At 61.5% G+C, this 13,426-nt stretch carries 9 protein-coding genes and 2 tRNA genes; 9 read left to right on the forward strand and 2 right to left on the reverse strand.

Annotated features, from left to right (window positions below):
- Nucleotides 1–7 precede the first annotated feature (7 nt).
- Together H9646_RS09765 and H9646_RS09770 are read left to right on the forward strand one after the other, a co-directional pair.
- Nucleotides 8–1,687: a methyl-accepting chemotaxis protein gene (locus H9646_RS09765; protein WP_225214085.1), complete on the forward strand. Its 1,680-nt coding sequence runs from the start codon at nucleotides 8–10 to the stop codon at nucleotides 1,685–1,687.
- A 305-nt stretch (nucleotides 1,688–1,992) separates the two neighbouring features.
- Complete coding sequence (locus tag H9646_RS09770; RefSeq protein ID WP_191723169.1) at nucleotides 1,993–2,247, forward strand: hypothetical protein; 255 nt, start codon at nucleotides 1,993–1,995, stop codon at nucleotides 2,245–2,247.
- 20 nt (nucleotides 2,248–2,267) lie between these two features.
- Here the strand turns inward: H9646_RS09770 and H9646_RS09775 are convergent, their stop codons facing one another.
- Nucleotides 2,268–3,230 carry a tripartite tricarboxylate transporter substrate binding protein gene (locus H9646_RS09775; protein ID WP_191723170.1) on the reverse strand — a complete coding sequence of 321 codons (963 nt, stop codon included), beginning with the start codon at nucleotides 3,228–3,230 and terminating at the stop codon, nucleotides 2,268–2,270.
- 371 nt (nucleotides 3,231–3,601) lie between these two features.
- On the opposite strand from H9646_RS09775, the gene sbcD reads away from it, so the two are divergent.
- Entirely contained in the window at nucleotides 3,602–4,837 is a 1,236-nt protein-coding gene (gene sbcD / locus H9646_RS09780; RefSeq protein WP_191723171.1) for an exonuclease subunit SbcD, read from the forward strand.
- On the forward strand, nucleotides 4,834–8,283 hold the full coding sequence (locus tag H9646_RS09785) for an AAA family ATPase (protein WP_191723172.1): 3,450 nt from the start codon (nucleotides 4,834–4,836) through the stop codon (nucleotides 8,281–8,283). The genes sbcD and H9646_RS09785 overlap by 4 nt, the downstream gene beginning before the upstream one ends.
- Nucleotides 8,284–8,381: 98 nt before the next feature.
- Here H9646_RS09785 and H9646_RS09790 read toward each other — a convergent pair whose 3' ends face one another.
- Entirely contained in the window at nucleotides 8,382–9,482 is a 1,101-nt protein-coding gene (locus H9646_RS09790) for a J domain-containing protein (protein ID WP_191723173.1), read from the reverse strand.
- 236 nt (nucleotides 9,483–9,718) lie between these two features.
- Here H9646_RS09790 and H9646_RS09795 point away from each other — a divergent pair, with 236 nt between their 5' ends.
- The 5 genes from H9646_RS09795 (at nucleotide 9,719) to H9646_RS09815 (ending at nucleotide 13,425) form a co-directional block, all read left to right on the forward strand.
- Complete coding sequence (locus tag H9646_RS09795; protein WP_191723174.1) at nucleotides 9,719–11,506, forward strand: NAD(P)/FAD-dependent oxidoreductase; 1,788 nt, start codon at nucleotides 9,719–9,721, stop codon at nucleotides 11,504–11,506.
- Nucleotides 11,507–11,526: 20 nt separating this feature from the next.
- Complete coding sequence (locus H9646_RS09800) at nucleotides 11,527–12,075, forward strand: VUT family protein (RefSeq protein WP_191723175.1); 549 nt, start codon at nucleotides 11,527–11,529, stop codon at nucleotides 12,073–12,075.
- Nucleotides 12,076–12,222: 147 nt separating this feature from the next.
- Nucleotides 12,223–13,128 carry an NAD(P)-dependent oxidoreductase gene (locus tag H9646_RS09805; RefSeq protein ID WP_191723176.1) on the forward strand — a complete coding sequence of 302 codons (906 nt, stop codon included), beginning with the start codon at nucleotides 12,223–12,225 and terminating at the stop codon, nucleotides 13,126–13,128.
- Nucleotides 13,129–13,227: 99 nt separating this feature from the next.
- Nucleotides 13,228–13,303: transfer RNA gene (locus tag H9646_RS09810), tRNA-Lys, on the forward strand.
- Between the two features lie 46 nt (nucleotides 13,304–13,349).
- Nucleotides 13,350–13,425: transfer RNA gene (locus H9646_RS09815), tRNA-Lys, on the forward strand.
- Nucleotide 13,426: the final 1 nt, after the last annotated feature.

A 13,426-nucleotide genomic window follows, 5' to 3' on the forward strand; every position in this document is an offset into this window, starting at 1 on the left:
AAGCACCATGCACCCCACCATCGAACGCACTTCGGCCAAAAAACCCAGCGTTCCTGCAGCCCATGCTGGGACCAAGACCACCAGGCAGACACCGCCCCCCAAGCCGGTGTTTGAACCTGCGCTTCGCACCGTTGCCCCCCCTGCCATGGCCGCACTGCGTGACGAAGAATTTGTGGTGCCAGACAGCGAGCTGCTCATGTCCACCACGGACCGCACAGGCCGCATTACGCATTGCAACGCTGCCTTTACCCACGTCAGTGGCTTCAGCATGGATGAGTTGATGGGCCAGCCCCACAGCATCGTGCGCCACCCCGACATGCCTGCAGAAGCATTCAAGGACCTGTGGGCCACCATTGGCCACGGACGCGCATGGTCTGGTGTGGTAAAAAACCGCCGCAAGGATGGCCGCTACTACTGGGTGCGCGCCTATGTCACGCCCATCATTGAGGGCGGCAAGCCGGTGGGCTACATGTCGGTGCGCGTCAAGCCCTCAGAGGGCGAAGTGCGTGCCGCCAGCGCCCTCTATGCAAGCTTCAAAAACGGCGCACAGGGCAATATCTACCTGCATGCAGGACGTGTCCGTAAAAATGGCTGGCTCAACCAGCTGGGCAAGCTGCAACGCGCCAGTTTTACCCAGCGCCTGCTGGCATTGCTGGCGCCCATGTTGCTGGTGGCCATGCTGTTCCCGCTGATGGGCTGGAACGCCGGGTGGCAGCTGGGCTTGCAGGCGGGTCTGCTGGCTGCACTGACGGCGCTGACGCTCTACCGCCAGCACATCCGTGTGACCCAGCCGTTTCATGCCGTTACCTTTCTGGCACGCGATATTGCAGGCTGCAAGCTGGACGGGCCTTTGCCTGAATATCTGGGCCGCCACCCCATGGCGTTTTTGCTGGAACGGCTCAAGCAGGTGCACATCAACCTGCGCGCCGTGGTGGGCGATGCCCGCCATGAGATTGAAGGCTTCACGATGCTCTCGGGCAACCTCACGCAAGGTGCCACCAACCTGGCCCAGCGCACAGACCGCCAGGCTCAGGATCTGCAAGAAACCGCCGCCGCCATGGAAGAGCTGTCGGCCACCGTTGCCAACGCCCAGCAGGCCACGGAAGAAGTCAAGGTACACAGCGAGCAAAGCGCCAGCCTGGCCGTACAAGGCGGCAAAGCCATGGATGAGGTGGGCACGCTGGTGCAAGACATGCACAAGTCTTCGCAGCAGATGGGGCAAATCATCTCCACCATCGAAAGCATTGCCTTCCAGACCAACATCCTGGCCCTGAACGCGGCGGTTGAAGCTGCCCGTGCGGGCGAGCAGGGCCGTGGCTTTGCCGTGGTCGCCAGCGAGGTGCGGGCTCTGGCCAAGCACAGTGCGCAGGCGGCGGGAGAGATTCGCCATCTGATTGCCGAATCCAGCGAGCAAATGAACCAGAGCGCGCGCCATATGCAGCACGCGGGGCACACGATCACCCAGGCCGTGTCTTCAGTGACACAAGTGAGCGATTTGATCAGCAGCGTGGTGACTGCCACACGTGAGCAGACGCTGGGCATCTCGCAAGTCAATGATGCGCTGAACGATCTGGATGCCGTCACTCAGGACAACGCGCGCCTGGCCGAAGAATCTGCCCACTGCGCACAAGACATGAACACCAATGCCGGCATCCTGCGCCGCACTCTGGACGTGTTCCGCATGTAGTGCATGCCACCTGATCTCACACCATCTCAAGCCCCTTCAGGGGATTTGTTCTTTATAGCTACTGGCGCTTGCCAGATGGTCACTTCAAATACATTGAATGCTTAAAGCAATAGTGCATCAGCGCTAGCAGCTCTTGTTTTTGAATTCTGTTGCACGACCACGACGCAAACAGTCTCCCATCGCTGTGGTGCATCAAACAGTGTGCAGGCTGCAGTACACGCGGCCACAGACCTTGATGTGCATCGCTGGACAGGCGTGGCTGATGTTTTCTATGGTGCTGGCATTCACACCATTGGGCACACACCATGAATGCAACCCCTACCCTGCCGGAATACCTGCAAATTTTTGGCGAAGAAGGCCCGGTCACTGTAGAAGTGCACGGCCCTTGCGGCCCGCTGCCCCTGCCTGCGCGCCGCATCTGCGCCGAAGACATCGTCTGGCTGGTCAGCCTGGATGGGCAGTTGCTGCGCCAGGAGATGTGCTTTGACGGGCAGGTGATGCAGCTGCTGCGCTGCGAGCTGAACCCCACGCTGCAGTGCATCCATCTGTACGTGAAGTAACCTGCCCGTCTGCCTGGCCTTTACTCCAGGCCAATGCCCTGAACAATGTCCTTTTCCTGCGCAAACGCCTGCTTGGCGAAGGCAGCATAGGCTTTGTGGTCGCGGTAATCGGTGCGGATGCCATAGTTGGCAATCACCTGCCGAAACGCAGGATCATCCATCGCAGCCTTGATGGCGGCATCCAGCTTCTGCACCACTTCCTGCGGCATGCCTTTAGGTCCTGCAATGCCCAGCGGAGACGGCACATCAAAGCCATAGCCGGCCTCCAGGAAGGTCGGCACCTCTGCAAAAGCTGCCGGGCGTTTGTCGGCTGCCGTTGCCAAAGCGCGCACCTTGCCTGACTGCACCATGGGCAAGATGCTGTTGGCAAAAATTGCCGACTTGATGTGGTTGCCCGACAAGGCGTTGATGGCATCGGCATCGCCCTTGAACGGCGCGTGGTTCAGGGTAATGCCCGTTTTCTTCTCCAGCAGCGCCATGGCCACATGGTTGGCAGTGAATTTGCCCGGTGTGCCGTAATCCATCTCGCCCGGGTGCTTCTTGGCCCACGCCACATAGTCCTGCAGGGTTTGGATCGGTGAATTGGCCGGCACCGTGAGGATGAAGTCATACGTCATGAACGAGGCGATGTAAGTGAGATCGCGCACCGGGTCATACGAGACTTTCTGGATATAGGGCTGGCGAAAAATGCCCACGGGTGCCAGCGTCAGGCGGTAACCATCGGCCTTGGCCGTCAGCATGTCCACCACGCCCATGGCCCCGGCAGCGCCCGCTTTGTTCTCCACCACCACGGTCTGCCCCAGTGTCTTGCCCATGCCCAACCCCAGAGCCCGCGCAATCACATCCGTTACCCCGCCCGGCCCATACGGCACGATCAGCGTGATCGGCTTATTGGGAAAACTGTCACCCTGCGCATGCGCAGAACCGATGGCCATACCCATTGCCGTGGCCAGTGCGCTCAGGGCCAGAATTCGTCGCTGCATGCTTGCCTCCTTGTGATTTGCCGTAGAACATGGTTTGAATCTAAAAGGCATTGCGCAGTCCGCTGTGCGGGTCTGCCCTGAAGCGTTACAAACTAGGACAAACCACATCGTGCGCTGCAGCAGGCCGCGGGCAATGGCGTGCAAGCCGCGCCCACAGCGGCTTTGCGTGCAGGCACCCAGCCCAGCAGCGATGGTGCAGCGCCGTCTTGGCCGTCCCACGCGCGACTGTGCATGGCACATGCCGGGCGGCAATTGCATGCATCAGCGCCACCCACACCGCCCCAGCCAGTTGCACCCAAGCACCAGCACCCGGGCCAAAGGGTTGATAGCATCGCTGCTTGCTCCTTTACACCGCCGTCTGAACACCTTCCATGCGCATCCTCCATACGTCTGACTGGCACCTTGGCCAAAGCTTCATGAACCACAGCCGCGAACGTGAGCACACGGTGCTAATCGACTGGCTGCTGGATCAGGTCGATGCCCAGTCAGTGGATGCCGTGCTGATTGCCGGTGATATTTTTGACACCGGCACCCCCCCCAGCTACGCCCGCGCGCTGTACTACCGCTTGATTGCGCAACTGCACCAGCGCAAGGTGGCCCTGCTGCTGCTGGGCGGCAACCATGACTCAGTCAGTGTGCTGACCGAAAGCTCCCCGCTGATGCACCACCTCAACACCACGGTGATTGCTGCCACAGGCGATGCCGCGCAGCACGTGGTCACACTGCCCCGGCGCGGCAGCGCCACGCCCGGCTGCATCGTCTGCGCTCTGCCCTTCATCCGCCCGCGCGATGTACAGCAAAGCCAGGCGGGCCAGAGCGCGCAAGACAAGCAGCGCAGCCTGCAAACTGCCATTCAAGAGACCTATGCACAGGTGTTTGCCGCCGCCCAAGCCCAGCAGGCTGCCCATGAAAACGCACACGGCCTGCGCCTGCCCATCATTGCCACCGGCCACCTCACCACCGTTGGTGCCAGCAGCAATGAATCAGTGCGTGAAATTTATGTGGGCGCTCTGGAGGCCTTTCCCACCAACGCATTCCCCCCGGCTGACTACATTGCGCTGGGCCACATCCACAAACCGCAGAAAGTGGGTGGGCTGGAGCACATCCGCTACAGCGGCTCGCCGATTGCGCTGGGCTTTGATGAAGCCCGTCAAAACAAAGAGGTGCTGCTGGTGGATGTGAACGCCAGCGGCCTGCAAGCGGTCACGCCCCTGCCCGCACCGCTGTGCCAGGTGCTGGCCAGCGTCAGCGGCAACCTCACCAGCCTGCCTGCAGCTTTGTCAGCGCTGTCTGCGCAAGGCACACCAGAGCACCCTGTATGGCTGGAAGTGACCGTACAAGAAGATGATTATTTGCCCGACCTGGCCCCCCGCATCGAGGCCATGGTGCAAGGTTTGCCCCTGCAAGTGCTTCGCGTCAAGCGCCAGCGCAGCACGGCCATGCCCCAGTTGTTTGCTGATACGGGGGAATCACTCGACGAGCTCTCGCCCACAGAAGTCTTTGCGCGCCGACTGGCGCAAGAGACGCTGGAGCCTGCGCTGAGCCAAGCCTTGACGACGCGTTACGCACAGGTGCTGCGCCAGCTGCAAGCCGGAGATGCAGCATGAAAATTCTGAGCCTGCGCCTGAAAAACCTGAACGCACTCAAAGGTGAGTGGACGATCGATTTTCGCAAGCCACCATTTGCCGACAACGGTCTGTTTGCCATCACTGGCCCTACGGGCGCGGGCAAGTCCACGCTGCTCGATGCCATCTGCCTGGCGCTCTACCACGAGACACCGCGCCTGGGCGGCCTGAGCACCACCAGCAACGACTTGATGACCCGCCACACCAGCGACTGCCTGGCAGAGGTGGAGTTTGAGGTGCAAGGCACCACCTACCGTGCGTTCTGGAGTCAGCGCCGCGCGCACGACAAAATCGATGGTGCCCTGCAAGCCCCCAAGGTCGAGCTGGCGCAAATTCATGCAGACACCGGTGAGGGAGTCATTGTCACCACCCACCTCAAGGAAAAAACCAAACGCATCGCCGACATCTCGGGGCTGGACTTTGGCCGCTTTACCAAATCCATGCTGCTGGCCCAAGGTGGTTTTGCGGCATTCCTGAACGCCAATGCCAACGACCGCGCCGAGCTGCTGGAAGAGCTGACCGGCACCGAGATTTACGGCCAGATTTCACAAACCGTGTTCGAGCATGCACGTGCCGCACGACAAGCGCTGGAGACACAGCACGCGCAGGCCCAAGGCATGCAGCTGCTCGACGAGAGCACGCGCACCGCCCTGCAGGCACAGGCCAGCGCGTTGCAAGCCACGCTGAATGATTTGCAGGCGCAGCAGACACAGCTGCAGGCCGTGCAACGCTGGCAGGCACAAACTGCACTGACCGCGCACGAAGTCACCCAGGCCCAGAGTGCCCAGAGCAGTGCCCAGCAAGCCTTGCAAGACGCTGCAACGCACTTGCAGCGCCTGCAGGCCCATGGCCCTGCGCAGGCAATTGCCCCCCTGCACGGGCTGTGGCAACGCGCCCACAACCAGCATGCAGCACAGCTGCAGCAACTGCAGCACCTGCAAGCCCAGGCGCTGCAGACACAAAGCATGCAATGGCTGCAGCACCAGCAGCTGCAGCAACTGTCCGCACAGTCCCACCACACTGCAAAGCAGCAGCTGCAGGCCGCCTTGGCACAGCAAGATGACTTGAACACATGGCTGCACACCCATGCCAGTCACGCCCATTTGGGTGAAAGCCTCAGCGGCTGGCGTGAGCAGCTGCAACAGCACCAGCAACTGCAGCAGCAATGCCAGCAAGCCGGCAAGCTGCTCACCCAGCTGCAAGAAAGTGCCCGGCAGCTACAGCAACAAACCGCCGCACAAACCCAGCACGTCAGCCAGACTACGCAGCACACAGAACACGCCCTGCAGGCACAGCAAGCTGCGCAGCATGCCCAGCACCAGCGGCTGTCCGCCCACAGCGCTGGGCTGCCCGGACTGCGCCACCACTGGCAAGCTGCACAGCGCCAGTGGCAACACTGGCAGCAACTGCAAAGCCACGCAGCCTTGCGTTCGCCACTGGCGCAGCAGCTGCAAGACAACGCACGGGCGCTCAGCAGCATTGCCAGCCTTGTCCAGCAGCAGCTGAGCCAGCGTGAAGACCTGCGCAGCCGCTACAAGGCGCTCAAAGACAGGGTGCAGGACAAGCAAACTTTGCTGCTGCAAGAGCAGCGCATTCAAAGCCTGCAAGCGCACCGCCTGGCCCTGCAACCCGGCCAGGCCTGCCCGCTGTGTGGCGCACACGAGCACCCCGCCATCACCGCCTACGCGGCGCTGGACATCTCAGCCACCCAAACGGCCCTGCAGGAGGCACTGGCCGAGCGCGATGCCCTGCAGCAGCAAGGCGAGCAGCTCAATACGGCACTGGCCACCAGCCAAACGCAGCACGAGACGCTGCAAACACAGCGCGAGAGCCTCACCACCCAGATTGCCCAGTGGCAAACCCACTGGGAGGCCTTGCGTGCGCAATCTGCAACGCTGGTGGAGGACAGCGCCTGGCAGCAGCCCGAACAGTTGCACCTGGGTGGCCAGCAGGCCCAAGCGCAGATTGCAGCGCTGGAACAAACGCTGGCTGAGGCAGAAACCGGCGAACGCCAGTTGCAAACCTGCAAAGAGGCCTACCAGGCAGCGCTGCAAACCCAGCAACAGGCAAGCTTTGCTCTGGCTGGCACCCAGCAGGCGCTACAAGACAATGCCGGGCAGCAGCAACGCACCAGCGTCACACTGCACGACCTGCAGCAGCAAGCCAGCAACCTGCACACCAGCTTGAACAACGCCGTGCAGGCTGTGGGCTATGACTTGCCAGCCACAGCAGCAGCTACCGACTGGCTCACCGCGCGCCAGCAAGAATGGCAAACATGGCAACAGCAGCAGCGCACACTGCAAGCACTGGTGCAGCAACTGCAAGGGCTGCACCAGCATTGCCAGCAAGCGGCGCAAGATGCCGCGCATTGGCTGCAACGCAGCCAAGCCCTGCCCGCCCTGCCTGCTGACGCCCCCAGCGCCACGGGCGCTCTGCCCGCCAGCTTGGCCGAGGCAGTGGCGCAACTGGCGCAAACCGAGCAAGCACTGACATCCATACAGGGGCAGATCACCCAGGCCAAAACCAGCTTGCAGCAGTTGCAACTGGCCTGCGAACAGGCCCAGACCGTGTGGCTGCAAACCCTGCAAGCCAGCCCGTTTACCGATGCAGCCGCATACGCCGCGGCCTTGCTGCCTGAAGAGGAGCGCAGCCGCCTGCAAACGCTGAGCGAGCAGCTGCACGCCACCGCGCAGCGCACGGCCACCGTATGCACGGACGCCAGCCAGCGGCTGGCCACACTGCAGGCGCAAGCACTGAGCGAAGCCACCCCCGAGGCCGTGAACGCACACATCGCGGCACTGGAAACCGAACGCACCCAGCAGGCCGAGCAACTGGGTGCCCACCGCGCCCGACTGGCTGACGATGCGCAGCGACGTGCCGGACAGCAAACGCTGCTGGCCCAGATTGCCGAGCAGGAAAAAGACAGCGAGCTCTGGCAGCGCCTGAGCGGGCTGATCGGCTCCAAGGAAGGCGATAAATTCCGCAAGTTCGCTCAAGGGCTGACGCTGGACCATCTGCTGCATCTGGCCAATCAGCATTTGGCGCGCTTGCACGGCCGCTATCTGCTACAGCGCAAATCCACGGGCGAGCTGGAGCTGGACATTGTGGACAGCTGGCAGGGCGATGCCGCCCGCGACACGCGCACATTGTCAGGGGGCGAGTCGTTCCTGGTCAGTCTGTCGCTGGCTCTGGCTCTGTCGGACCTGGTCAGCCATAAAACGTCGATCGACTCGCTGTTTCTGGACGAAGGTTTTGGCACGCTCGATGGCGACACCCTGGAGACGGCACTGGCCGCGCTGGACAGCCTGAACGCCAGCGGCAAGATGATTGGCATCATCAGCCACGTCGAGGCACTCAAAGAGCGCATTCCCGTGCAAATTCGTGTCGATAAAGCCGGCGGCGTGGGGCATTCCAAGCTGTCCTTTTAAGCACCACCCAGCAGGCTCTGGCGCACACACAGCCTTGCTCGCAATCTCAGCAAGATAAAAGGAAAAGCAGGTGCTGTTCCGCGCCAGCCTTGCCTTCCTTAATCTGCGTGCCGACGTGCCAGTGTGCGCTCGTGCTTGAGCCACTGCTTGAGGGCGTCTGGCTCCTCGTCCAGCGCCTTGAGCAGCTGCTGCAGGTAATCGATGCCGCCTTGCAGTTGCTGCAAGCGCTCGCGCACCTGGGACATCAGCTTTGCGGGCTGTAAACGGGTGGTGGCATCCAGACCAAACTCACGGGCAAATGCCTGCATGCGTGCTTGCGCGTCGCGCTGCAGATCACTCCATTGCTCTTGCAGCATGCGGTTGTACGGTGCCAGGCGTGCATCGCTGAGCTGTGCCAGCCGTGCCGGGTCCATCTGCTCGGCTTCCCACTGCAGCTCCAGCAATTCCATCAAACGCCCTGCTTCATACGCAATGTTCACGCGCTGCATCAAGGCCGTTTTGCGCTCGCGCTCTTGCGGGTCTTGTTCGCGGTCAGGGTGCAAGCGGCTGGCCAAACGCCGGTACACCTCGCGCAGTGACTGCGTGGCCAGCTCTGCGGCTGTCGGCCCTTTGGCCTTCTGGGCTTGCTGGGCCTTGCGCTGCTGGCGCTTGGCCTGATGCTGGCCACGGGCGCGCTCAGCCTGCGCTGCACCAGCCTGGGCCTGGGCTTCCAGAAACTGCGCCACCGCTTCCATGTCTTCCCAGTCAATGTCCTGACCGGCTGACTCTGGCGCAACCGCCTGCGCAGCAGCACCGGTTGCATCGCCCGCGTCGTCGTCATCTTCTTGTTCAGGCGTATACCGCCGCACCAGCTCTTGCATGGCCGCCTGCTGGGCGGGGGTGTCACTCAAGTCCGCCACTTGCTGGGCAGACTCCAGAAGGCAGGTCTCCAGCAACTGGCGCTCTAATTTGGAGAGTTTGCGACCCGCTTGCTGATCCAGGTACTGCGCCAGATCTGCTTGCAAATCAAGATAACGGGTGCGCAGCGGCGCGCCATCGCGCGCAAAGCGCGTGCGGCAGGCTTGCACGGCCTCGTCCCAGGCTTGCAGCCAGGCAAGCTGCTGTGCAATGCGCTGCACCCAGGTGTTAAAAAGCTGCTGCTCGGCACTGAGCGGCACTTGCGAAGCGGCTGCATCAATACGCAACAAAGAAGAAGCCACAACGGGCACGAAAGAAGGTGCATTCACCCCCGCATTGTGCGCCAGGGCCCACACCCCGTGGTGAGCGGGGGCGTTAATAATTAACGATCAAATCCGTCTTTATCGCTTACGCTGATTACATCTGTCGCTCACTTTTCAAAACCGTGAAGCCCGCCCAAGCACCCCAGTCAGCCCAAGCGCTGATGGCCGCTTCACGCTAGGATGGCCGGCTTCTTCTTGCTTGATCACTACAAGCCATGATTCGCCTCGCAGAACTCAAACTCCCCCTCTCGGCACTGGAATACCACCCCGAGAACCACACCGAATTTCTTCCTGAAGCCCAGTTGCGCACCCTGGCGGCTGAACGCCTTGGCATTGCGCCTGCGGCTATTGCCCAGCTGAACGTGTTCAAGCGCAGCTTTGATGCGCGCCAAAAGGCCGAGTTGCTGGCCGTGTACATCGTGGATATTGGCCTGGCAGATGCCAACCAGGAAGCGGCCTTGCTGGCGCAGTTTGCAGAGCACTCGCATGTCAACCCCACGCCCGATATGTCGTGGACAGCCGTTGGCCAGGCACCGGCAGACTTGCAGCACCGCCCTGTGGTTGTGGGGTTTGGCCCCTGCGGCATGTTTGCAGCACTGGTGCTGGCGCAAATGGGTTTCAGGCCCATCGTGCTGGAGCGCGGAAAAACCGTGCGCGAGCGCACCAAAGACACCTGGCGTCTGTGGCGCAAGCGCGAGCTGACGCCCGAATCCAACGTGCAGTTTGGCGAAGGCGGGGCAGGTACGTTTTCAGACGGCAAGCTTTACAGCCAGATCAAAGACCCTCGCCACCTGGGCCGCAAAGTGCTGCAAGAGTTTGTGACCTATGGTGCCCCCGAAGAAATTCTGTACGCAGCCCACCCGCACATCGGCACCTTCAAGCTGGTCAAGCTGGTCGAGGGCATTCGCGCAGAAATTACCCGTCTGGGCGGCGAAATTCGCTTTGAGCAGCGCGTCACTGACATCACCGTGGCGGGCGAAGGCGATGCGCGCCACGTTACCGCGCTGCAGGTTCTGAACCAGGCCAGCGGTGAAAACTACGCGCTGCAGACCGACCAGGTGGTCATGGCGCTGGGCCACAGTGCGCGCGACACCTTCACCATGTTCTATGAGCGTGGCGTCTACATGGAGGCCAAGCCCTTCTCCGTGGGCTTTCGCATTGAGCACCCGCAAAGCGTGATCGACCAGGCGCGCTGGGGCAAGCACGCCGGCCACCCGTTGCTGGGTGCCGCCGACTACAAGCTGGTGCACCACGCCAAGAATGGCCGTGCGGTGTACAGCTTTTGCATGTGTCCCGGCGGCACCGTGGTGGCAGCCACCAGCGAGCCCGAACGCGTGGTGACCAACGGCATGAGCCAGTACTCGCGCGCCGAGCGCAATGCCAATGCCGGCATGGTCTGCGCCATTGAACCCAGCGACTACCCGCAGGATGTGAAGTCGTTTGCCTGGGCTTTTGAGGGCAAGACCTATGGCGTAGAAAACCTGCCCGCAGGCCAGTACCACCCACTGTCTGGCGTGGTGCTGCAGCGCCAGCTGGAATCCAAGGCCTATTTGCTGGGCGGGCGCAACTACAACGCCCCGGGTCAGCTGGTGGGTGACTTTATTGCCGGCACAGACTCCAGCGCCGTGGGCGATGTTCCGCCCTCCTACAAACCCGGCATTACCTGGGGCAGTCTGCACCATGCCCTGCCAGCCTATGCCATTGAAGCCATGCGTGAAGCCTTGCCGGTATTTGGCAAAAAACTGCGCGGCTACGACATGCACGAAGCGGTGCTGACGGGGGTAGAAACGCGCACCTCCTCGCCCGTCAAAATCACACGGGGTGCCGACTTTCAAAGCGTGAACACACGCGGCCTCTACCCCGCTGGTGAAGGTGCCAGCTACGCAGGAGGCATTTTGTCTGCAGGTGTCGATGGCATCAAAGTGGGTGAAGCCGTTGCCTGCGCAGTGCTGGGTCTGCCAGTGCCCTCATCGGGAGCACGCAATTCAGGCGGCATGGCCTAATCCGGATCTTCAGGTTCACCATGCGCTATCCATCTCCTACCCCATCCCAGCTGTCCGTGGCCGTACTGGCCATGGGCATGGTCGTGCTGTCATCCAACATCCTGGTGCAATACGCCATCAACGACTGGCTGACGTGGGGCGCCATCACTTATCCATTCGCTTTTTTGGTAACCGAGCTGGTCAACCGTGCCTTCGGCCCCGCACAGGCCCGCCGCGTGGCATGGGTAGGCTTTGCCGTGGCTGTAGCTGCATCAGCCATGCTGGCGCCTGTACGCATTGCTGCGGCATCCGGTTTGGCATTCTTGCTTTCGCAAATGCTCGACATTTCTGTGTTTGACCGCCTGCGTCAAAGCCGCTGGTGGCGTGCACCGCTCATCGCCACCATGCTCGCTGCTGTACTGGACACCTGCGTATTTTGGGGTGTCGGTTTTGCAGGCGAGGACCTGCCTTGGGTCACCTGGGCGCTCGGCGATCTGGGGGTCAAGCTGGTCATGGCCGTCTGTCTGCTTTTGCCTTTCCGTTTGCTGATTGGCAAACACGCAACCACCAATGCAGTTCCCCGCACCTGAGTCACAACTGCCGTGACTTTTTGATCACATGCTTGCAAGCCATCTGCAAGCATGTGTGAAAAAAATTCTTCATCATCCCTACTTGGGTATTGCCGGGCCCGTGCATGCGCACCGTGCCACTGACTAACAAATGATCGGAGACCAGCGTTGACCCCCACCACACCAAACCCTCGCTTGCGCATTGCAGTGCTGGGCTGCGGCCTGATGGGCCTGCCAATGGCACGTCGCCTGCTGGCCGCCGGCCATGAAGTACACGCATGGAACCGCACCCGCGCCAAAGCCGATGTCTTGTCCGCTGACGGGGCTTATGTGCACGACACACCGCGCCAAGCCTGTATCAAGGCGGATTACATCGTCAGCATGCTGGAGAACGGCAGCGTCGTCGGCGAAGTGCTGTTTGGCATGGGCCAAGATGGCGCCATCCATGGCATGTGCCAAGGCACGCTGGTGGTGGACATGGCCTCCATCCAGCCCCGGGAGGCACGCGACCACGCAGCACGGCTGTCGGAACGCGGCATGCGCCATCTGGATGCACCCGTCTCTGGCGGCACCGTTGGCGCAGAAGCTGGCACCTTGGCCATCATGGTCGGCGGCAAGGCCGAAGACTATGAAGCGGCACAGCCCCTGCTCGCACCTTTAGGCCGCGCCACACACGTGGGGCCGCATGGCGCAGGCCAGCTGACCAAACTGGCCAACCAGATGATTGTGGGCATCAGCATTGGTGCGGTGGCAGAAGCTTTGCTGCTGTGCGCCAAAGGTGGAGCAGACCCGGCCAAGGTGCGCGAAGCCATTACTGGCGGTTTTGCAGACAGCCGCATCTTGCAGTTGCACGGCCAGCGCATGGTGGAGCGCGACTTTGCCGCACGCGGAAAAATGACCGTTCAACTCAAGGATATGCGCAATGCCCTGGCCACCGCTGCTGAGGTTGGCTTTGATGCCCCCATCACCCAGCTGTTCGAGCAACTGTACGCCGATGGGGTCAAGCACGGCCTGGGTGAGCTGGACCACAGCGGCCTGTTTGTCGAGCTGGCCAGCCGCAACGCCATGCAATAAATTTGCAATTCCCACCAGGGAAAAAGCACGTACTTTCCCGTAGCAATAAAAAAATTGATGCATAATAGCGGTCTTGCTTGATTGCCAGGCAAGAAAAGTGGGCTCTTAGCTCAGCTGGTAGAGCAGCGGACTCTTAATCCGTTGGTCGAGTGTTCGAATCACTCAGGGCCCACCAAACATTCTTTTCATTGCCATCGCGCAATCATCTTCTGGTTACAGAAGGGCTCTTAGCTCAGCTGGTAGAGCAGCGGACTCTTAATCCGTTGGTCGAGTGTTCGAATCACTCAGGGCCCACCAA

It is taken from the genome of Comamonas avium (assembly GCF_014836675.1).
In the GTDB taxonomy this organism is placed as follows: Bacteria; Pseudomonadota; Gammaproteobacteria; order Burkholderiales; family Burkholderiaceae_C; genus Comamonas; species Comamonas avium.

What these genes read in the sequence shown, in the direction of transcription:
- H9646_RS09765 (WP_225214085.1), top strand. Translation starts at nt 8, where the DNA reads ATGCACCCCACCATCGAACGCACTTCGGCCAAAAAACCCAGCGTTCCT.
- H9646_RS09770 (WP_191723169.1), top strand. Translation starts at nt 1,993, where the DNA reads ATGAATGCAACCCCTACCCTGCCGGAATACCTGCAAATTTTTGGCGAA.
- H9646_RS09775 (WP_191723170.1), bottom strand. Translation starts at nt 3,230, where the DNA reads ATGCAGCGACGAATTCTGGCCCTGAGCGCACTGGCCACGGCAATGGGT.
- sbcD (WP_191723171.1), top strand. Translation starts at nt 3,602, where the DNA reads ATGCGCATCCTCCATACGTCTGACTGGCACCTTGGCCAAAGCTTCATG.
- H9646_RS09785 (WP_191723172.1), top strand. Translation starts at nt 4,834, where the DNA reads ATGAAAATTCTGAGCCTGCGCCTGAAAAACCTGAACGCACTCAAAGGT.
- H9646_RS09795 (WP_191723174.1), top strand. Translation starts at nt 9,719, where the DNA reads ATGATTCGCCTCGCAGAACTCAAACTCCCCCTCTCGGCACTGGAATAC.
- H9646_RS09800 (WP_191723175.1), top strand. Translation starts at nt 11,527, where the DNA reads ATGCGCTATCCATCTCCTACCCCATCCCAGCTGTCCGTGGCCGTACTG.